Below are 7,098 nucleotides of genomic sequence, written 5' to 3'. Positions count from 1 at the left end.
GCAGCGGCTCGCGATCGCGGCACTCAAGACCGAAATCCCGATGACCTATGCCGACATGATCCAGTACATCGAAAATTCCATCGATGTGATCATCCAGGCCGGTCGCCATGACGGCAAACGCGGCATCACCGAATTCTACCTGCCCGGCGCAACTGAGATTGGAACTTCCCCATGAAAACCTTTGAATATGACATCCTGTTCTTTCCGGTGAAGAAGCAAAAGGACTACGACGAGGTGCGACGTGCTTTGAATGAGCGCGGCGCGGAAGGGTGGGAGGTTATCACCGCCGAAGCCGGCGACTACGGCTACACCACTTTCTTGAAGCGTGAGACTGGTACAATGAAGGCGGCATCGGAATGACACGGGCTATTGCAGTCGCTGGCCTGCTCTTGATCTTTGGCACAACTGCTGGCGTAGCCGAGCGGAACCTGATCCCGACGCTCGACAACCACCCAAATGTTTGCCCAGACCAGCCACCTGAGCCGAAGTGGATGCAGAACATCAATGTGCGCGAATCCTATAAGCGCCTTTTGATCCAACAGATATATCGGGCTCAAAGCATGGAGCGCGTCGTAGACTCGCAAAACTGCGACTGTCCCACACGGTATCCAACTTGGGAGGACGCCGTACGCTTCTACACAGAGCGCTATGCTTCATCTAAATACTGGGACGTTGTCGAAGCGACGTCCGAATACCGACGCCAAGCAAATGAGCTTCGACGCGAAGCCATGCCTATCTGCGAAGCCACCGGAAACGGGTAGGTCTCCATGAGTGTCGTCACCTATTTCGTGGAAACCGCTGAAGGCTATCTCAATACCGCTGCCGAGACGCAATTCGGCGCGGTCGCCGCAACGGTCGGCACGTTGCTGGTTCTGGGCACAACACTGGTTGTCATTCTGGTCTTCATCAACATGATCTACCAGTATCGCGCCATGGACGGCCGAACTGCCTTTTGGCTGGCCGTGAAGGTCGGACTTATAGGGGTCTTCGCGGCCAACTGGGTCCAGTTCAATGCGCTTGCCTCAGCAATACTGAACGGAATTGACAGCATTGCCGGCGCCCTTGTGGCTTCTGTCGGCGGCGGATCACCTGGTTCGTCCGGTACCTTTGCAGAGGAATTTGACGAACTGATTGCAGCGCTCGGGGACTATCTGAATGCTGCGGGATCTGAGCTGAACTGGATGGCGGGTGCCTTGCTTGACACACTTGGGGTTCTGCTGCTCTCGATTCTTGGCGGGTTGGCGGCGTTTATTGTTGTGGCGTCCCGGCTCATGATCGCTCTGCTAATTGGCATTGCGCCAGTGATGATCTTCTTGACCCTGTTCGAGGTGACCAAGGATTATTTCGCGCGCTGGTTATCCGCGCTCATTTCATTCGCGATGTATCCGATCGTCGTCGCCGGAGTGTTCGCGACGATCACGGGGGTCTCTCGGGCGCTTCTTGCCGAGCTTGGCGACCCGGAGGGAGCCTCGAACATAGGGGCCCTTATCCCATTTTTCATGATGGTGCTGATGGCAAAGGGTTTCATCATAGCAACGCCTTTCTTGGTCCGGGCGATTTCTGGAAACATCATGATGCCGGCACTCTCGGCCGGGTTCGGGGGAAGCTATGCCTTCGCCAGAGGGCTTGCAGGTAGCCAACAAGTTTACAATCGCTATGCCATCGGTGGCGCAACTGGGGCTGAATACGCAGCCCTTCGAGCGCGACAATTCTTCGGCGTGCAAGCCTTGCCGAGCCGGCCAAATACTGCTGGAGGGCCAACTGCGGCTCGTCCGGGTGACGCAACCGGAACAGGCGCCCGAATGCTAGCACAGCTTTCAAGACTTGGTAGGTTGGGCAGGCGGTGACAGCCAGGTGCCAAAAACTTGCCAAAACTGCAAAGGTTTCGCCGCGGGTTTTTGTCATTGCTAAACGGTTGATCCCTCGCGACACAAGGCACGTGGCCAAACACGACCGTTTCTGCCACAGGCGGCATCGACAATTTTAGCACCGTGCCACGGCCCTGCGCATCGCCCGATTGCCAACTGGCTCAGGCTCTTCGCCGGGGTGTTGCCCTTCACCTTTCCAGTCGTCTGACCAAAGCCAATCTTCGAAATAATAGAGCCAAAGGTAAGTCCACGGAATGATGGTTTGGTCGATCCGCTTCCGCGCGTCCCATTCCCTGGCACCTGGAAGATAAAGACAAAGGCGCAGCGGATCTCTGTAGACGTGAGGCAAAGGACGCCCTGCCGCCAGCAACTCCAGATCCGGGTCGTCTATCTGAACACCGGGCGTTTGACCCGGCTGAAACGTGATAGTGGCAAGGTAGGAGCGCGCCAAGGCGGTCGGTTGTATAGGCTCTTGCCATGTCAATTTGTTTGCGCGGACCTGCCCCACACCACTGATAGCCGGGCTTGCCTTCAGGAACAGCAGCTGCTGCGACAAGGTCAGGTCGTATTGCCCGCCTCGTCCTATCATCAATCACCGAAGAACGTATTTGTGGGCACGGTCGTTGATGCTGCGACCTTCGATGTCGTCAGCCCGACCACAGGTGCGACAGAAAGCAGACCCGATTTGCGACCATCCGACACCGCATTGACGCGGTTGCCGAGAACCCGTCCGGTGACACCGGAACCGAACGAACGCTCCATGTTCAATGACACACGGTCCTGACCAACAGCATCGCGAAGGACTTCAAAGTCGGACAGAGCTTGTGCGTGCCACGCATAGAACGCTGGTGCCCGGCGTTCATCCTTGTTCCAATTGTCGGCGAAGTTTTCCCCGTTGGTTGTCTCGTTCAGGATGGCATAGCCCCGCCGTCCGTCCAGAATCGGGCGGTCGATGAAGTGCGGCATCATCCGGATCGTTTCGACCAACAGATCCATTTCGTCATGGAAGACGTGGTTGCGCACGCAATAGGCATAGGACTGCATCGCAAGGGTGGTAATGATAACGGAAATCGGGGCCACGTCTTGCGTGTTGTTCTGATAAAAAACGTCGCGGTGCCGTTTGAGCAATTGCACGATGCGGCGCAGGATGCCTTTCACTGCTTCTCGGACGGGGAACGGCTCCACCGTCGCCTCGTCCCGTTGCATGGCGATAAACTTGCCCACAAAGGTAGGCCGGAGTGCGGCGCGCTCATCGAACAGGGTCTTGTAGGCCCGCGGGTTTGTCGGATGCCATTCCTTCAGAGCCCGGTCGGGCACCAATTCGCCCCGGTTGCCGCAGACCGGGTTTGCTATCGTCGGGGATAGGTCGAGGTGGAAGTCCCCCGCATAGTTGAGACGCCAACAACGCTTTTTTTCTTCGAGAAGGCGCACATAGGTGGCGTGTTCCTTGAGCCGGTTTCCAACCGCCGCCTTCAGGGTCGCTGGTGAGATGCCGGACGCGATACCTGCACAAAAGCAGATCAGATCGACATCGAATTCCCGCCGCCCGATTGGCTTCACGGCCGTTCCAAGCGCATTGGACCCTTGGAGATAGACCAGAACACTGACGAGTAGGGGATCAGTTGAACCGGACAGCCAGTCTCCGACGGCACCATAGCTCTGGCGCGCACGATCAAACTGGGTTTCGGTGAGGTCCAGATCCTCGCCTATCTCGTCCAGGATGGTGAATATCTGCGTGCGCCGCCGAATATCACTGTCGGTCAGCGGCTGTCGCAACATCTGATTCATGCCGCTTTCTCCTTGAGTTGATAGACCGGCACGAAGGTATCGGCAGGCTGGGTGAAAAAGATCGGGGTCAGGTGGGGCTTTGCTTTTCGGGCTTCTGACATACCGAGGCCCTTGAGGCGGCCGATCTTCGTGGTGTCATCCAAGGTAAAAAACCCGCTCGGGACAGACGGCGAAATGCGGTAGATGCGATCCCCATCGTAAGGGTGTCCCGTCAGAAGTTTTGCCATGCCGAGGGCGCCATGTGATTGCCCATCCGCGTAAAGGTTGAGGACTTTGAGGCCGAGTCCGGCAAACCCTGGACTTTCGGGCAGCATGTAGACTTCGTCCAGACACCCCAGGCTCAGAATGCGCAGGTCTGACGGATGCCACCCCAGAAGAGTGATGGCTTCGACGACAGCAATGGCTGTGGGATTGTTGGCCCATGTCCCGCCATCGGTTAGGCCAATATCATCAGCAGTGCGATGTCGCTTGAAATACGTAGGTGCCGCTGCCGTAGCCAGGGCGGCATCCAGCGCAGTCTTGCGATAATCGGTTTGCAGGCGTGTGTGATGCGCGGTCTTGTAGATATAAGGGCTGCGGAGATCGGCATCCCACGCCGGGATCACCAACCGGGTCTGTGATTGCCCGATCAGATCGTTGTTGAGAACGGCCTTGAGTTCACGGGTAAGAATTGCCGCATCGTGCTTTGGACCGACTGCGTGCCGACCTGTGGCGGTGAGGTTGCGCCATGCCTGCCGTATCCTCCCCAGCGGTTCATCATCCGCATTGTCCTGACCGAAGATGACAGGCCCGCGACGCTCGTAAAGCTCGAGCAGTTCCTTTGCCGTGCGGCCGAGGCCAAGGCCGAGTGCGATGATGCCACCCGTCGATGTGCCCGCGATGAGATCGAAATAGCGCCCAATGGGCTGGCCCAGATCTTCCTCGAGCCCCGCGAGGAATGCAGCGGGCATCGTGCCCTTAATCCCGCCCCCGTCGATGGAGAGGATGCGACGTATCTGCCTGTTGTTCCCACCGTTGCTCATCCTGACATCCATTCCGCTTATGCCCTTCAGCCTTTCGGCGGATACGGGTCCTTGCCATAGGTGTTGCGCTCGCGGATGCGACCGTTCTCGCCGTGGATCAGCATCTCGCTGCCCTGACGAATGGCGGATTCCCGCGCGGCCGTGATGGCCTCGCGCTGCGTGCCGTGGACGGAAGACGCACGGGAGTTACCCGCCCCCTTCACTGCCCAACCGCTTTCATGCGGCACAACATGCTGATTTTTCTTAGACATTTCAAGCCTCGCGTGTCGATTTCGGTTGACGATGCGACAACCTTGTGTTTAAATATACAGTAAGAAATGGCGTTTATCAACCACAACAATAACCGCCGGGAGAGGATCATGTTCGGACAAAGACTGCGACTTGCCCGCAAGCGGGCGGGTCTATCCATGCAAGCGCTCGCGGAGCGCGTAACCCCAAACGTGTCGGCACAGGCCATCAGCAAATACGAGGCGGACAAGATGATGCCGTCTTCGTCGGTGCTGGTCGGCCTCGGCAAGGCGCTCGGCGTGTCACTGGACTTCCTGCTCGGCGGTCAGGTCGAAGCTCTGGAAAGCGTCGAGTGGCGAAAGAACTCAACCGCCTCGGCGCAGGATCGCGCGATGGCGGAATCCATTGTGATCGAGAAGCTCGAAGACTATCTTGCCATCGAGGACATCCTCGACATGCACCCCGCTGAAGACCCCTTCGCCGTGCTGCGCGTGGACATGGTGGCCGATGAAGAGGCCCTCGACGCCAAGGCGCGGGACGTGCGGCGCGAGTGGCAGCTCGGGATCGACCCGATCCCGAGTATGACCGCGCTGCTCGAAGACAAGGGACTCAAGGTCATCGAGGCCGATCTCCCGGAACGCATCAACGGGCTGGCCTGTCATGTCGAACGGGCGGAGGGCGCACCGACTGAGGTGATCGTCGTCTCGCGGCACACCAATGTCGAACGCAAGCGTTTTAACCTCGCCCACGAACTCGCGCACCGGATCATCACCGAAACCGGCAATGCCGCACTGAAAAAGGAACCCTCGATGCACCGCTTCGCGGGGGCGTTCCTCATTCCGCGTGAGCATCTGGAAGAGGAAGCTGGCCGAAACCGTCACGGCATGACCTGGATAGAGATCATGCGGCTCAAGCGCACCTATGGCGTCTCTGCCGCCGCGATGCTCGTGCGGCTCGGCCAGGTGGACATCCTATCGAAGAGTGCTGTGGAATATGCGTTCAAGACCTATGCGCGAAGCTGGCGGCGCGAGGAGCCGGAGCCTATCGGTCCAGGCGAGGGCTTCGCGGCTTTCGAGAAGCCGCAGCGCTTCGAGCGCCTCGTCTGGCGCGCGCTCGGCGAGGAGATGATTTCCCCCGTGCGGGCGGCGCAAATGCTCGGACTCCCCTTGAGCGTTGTCGAACGCGACATCAGGGGGCCTCGTGACCAGTGACCTGTGTTGTCGTCAATGATGCGTCCTGTCTTATCGACTTGAAGAAGGGAGAGTTGCTGCACGTCCTGCTGCGGCTGCCCTATCGCTTCATCGTGCCCCTGCCCATTCGTGAAGAGGAGCTTCTCGACTTCACGGCTCAGGAATGGCGGATGCTCGAAGATGGTGGCCTTGCCACCTATGACCTGCCAGCCGAGGAAGTCGCGCAGGTGGTTGCGCTCAAGCGTGAGCACAGCCGTCTGTCAGCCTATGACTGCTTCGCTCTGGTCACGACAACCTGCCAGGAAAACGGCATCCTCCTGACCGGCGACAATCTTCTGCGCAAAGTCGCCACCGCCCGCGCTGTGCGCGTTCATGGCGTCCTGTGGATCATAGACGAGTTGCACGCCGCCGAAGTCTGCGAGGTCGAGCTTCTTGTTTCCGCACTGCAAATCTGGCGGGCGGATGAGGCGGTCTTCCTGCCTCCTGCCGAGATCGACAAGCGGCTGCGCCGTCTGGGGGCATAATCTGAACAAGGTGGAGATGGCTGGACCCTGCCCACGACGTTCCCAGCGAGAGATCGAACGGTCGTGCAAGCCAAACCCTCTTTTTGGCAAAAAAACACCGTTTGTTACATTCAGCGTTACGGAAGCTACGGGCAGGTCGCCATGCCCGCCACCCTATCGCGCAACCAGCCTTTCACCATCCTCCTCTCGCAGCATCGCTTCCATTTCGTCCAAGCCATCGACAGCGGAGCGCATCTGCGCCTCATCAACGACGCTCGCAGCGTCAGCATCCACGACCTTGCTTCCAAAATCCATCTCCATCTGTCGCTGTTCCTCGGCGATAACGGCGTGAACGACGGGCGCGGTCTTCTTTGGAGCGGCGTCGGCTTGGCCTGACGGTTGACCATCGCCAGCCTGGCTTGCCCTCTCCACATCGGCTTCTGTTCCCCCTGGCCCATCCGACGGCGGCGTCATCGGCATGGCGCGCACACTCAGCGGC

The 7,098-nt window shown here is 58.8% G+C and carries 8 protein-coding genes and 2 pseudogenes; 5 read left to right on the top strand and 5 right to left on the bottom strand.

Features of this window, described 5'->3' with window-relative positions; translation table 11 throughout:
- The 3 genes and pseudogenes from AC13C8_RS00160 to AC13C8_RS00150 all read left to right on the top strand — a co-directional run.
- A pseudogene (locus AC13C8_RS00160) lies at positions 1-175 on the top strand (type II secretion system protein E); the annotation flags it as partial.
- The gene (locus AC13C8_RS00155) at positions 172-360 is read left to right on the top strand and encodes a hypothetical protein (protein WP_009820227.1); all 189 of its coding nucleotides are present in this window, start codon (positions 172-174) and stop codon (positions 358-360) included. The pseudogene AC13C8_RS00160 and the gene AC13C8_RS00155, both read left to right, overlap by 4 nt.
- 407 nt (positions 361-767) lie before the next feature.
- Positions 768-1,847 carry a TrbL/VirB6 family protein gene (locus tag AC13C8_RS00150; protein ID WP_482845993.1) on the top strand — a complete coding sequence of 360 codons (1,080 nt, stop codon included), beginning with the start codon at positions 768-770 and terminating at the stop codon, positions 1,845-1,847.
- 136 nt (positions 1,848-1,983) lie between these two features.
- Here AC13C8_RS00150 and AC13C8_RS00145 read toward each other — a convergent pair whose 3' ends face one another.
- From AC13C8_RS00145 to AC13C8_RS00130, 4 genes are read right to left on the bottom strand one after another with little or no spacing between them, the layout of a single operon-like run.
- Positions 1,984-2,457: a type II CBASS E2 protein gene (locus AC13C8_RS00145; protein ID WP_102888814.1), complete on the bottom strand. Its 474-nt coding sequence runs from the start codon at positions 2,455-2,457 to the stop codon at positions 1,984-1,986.
- Complete coding sequence (locus AC13C8_RS00140) at positions 2,457-3,656, bottom strand: nucleotidyltransferase domain-containing protein (protein WP_482845992.1); 1,200 nt, start codon at positions 3,654-3,656, stop codon at positions 2,457-2,459. The genes AC13C8_RS00145 and AC13C8_RS00140 overlap by 1 nt, the downstream gene beginning before the upstream one ends.
- A complete protein-coding gene (locus AC13C8_RS00135) occupies positions 3,653-4,690 on the bottom strand; it encodes a CBASS cGAMP-activated phospholipase (RefSeq protein WP_482845991.1) in 1,038 nt (345 codons plus the stop codon). The genes AC13C8_RS00140 and AC13C8_RS00135 overlap by 4 nt, the downstream gene beginning before the upstream one ends.
- 14 nt (positions 4,691-4,704) lie before the next feature.
- A complete protein-coding gene (locus AC13C8_RS00130; RefSeq protein ID WP_009815559.1) occupies positions 4,705-4,929 on the bottom strand; it encodes a DUF2188 domain-containing protein in 225 nt (74 codons plus the stop codon).
- A gap of 66 nt (positions 4,930-4,995) precedes the next feature.
- On the opposite strand from AC13C8_RS00130, the gene AC13C8_RS00125 reads away from it, so the two are divergent.
- Both AC13C8_RS00125 and AC13C8_RS00120 read left to right on the top strand, forming a co-directional pair.
- On the top strand, positions 4,996-6,117 hold the full coding sequence (locus AC13C8_RS00125) for an ImmA/IrrE family metallo-endopeptidase (protein WP_482845990.1): 1,122 nt from the start codon (positions 4,996-4,998) through the stop codon (positions 6,115-6,117).
- Positions 6,114-6,620, top strand: coding sequence for a PIN domain-containing protein (locus AC13C8_RS00120; RefSeq protein WP_037240062.1), 507 nt, complete (start codon positions 6,114-6,116; stop codon positions 6,618-6,620). Before AC13C8_RS00125 ends, AC13C8_RS00120 begins: the two co-directional genes overlap by 4 nt.
- 153 nt (positions 6,621-6,773) lie before the next feature.
- On the opposite strand, the pseudogene AC13C8_RS00115 reads toward AC13C8_RS00120, so the two are convergent.
- A pseudogene (locus AC13C8_RS00115) lies at positions 6,774-7,098 on the bottom strand (type IV secretory system conjugative DNA transfer family protein); the annotation flags it as partial.

It is taken from the genome of Aliiroseovarius sp. B-4 (genome assembly GCF_056857795.1).
This window is presented reverse-complemented; position numbering and strand designations above follow the sequence as displayed.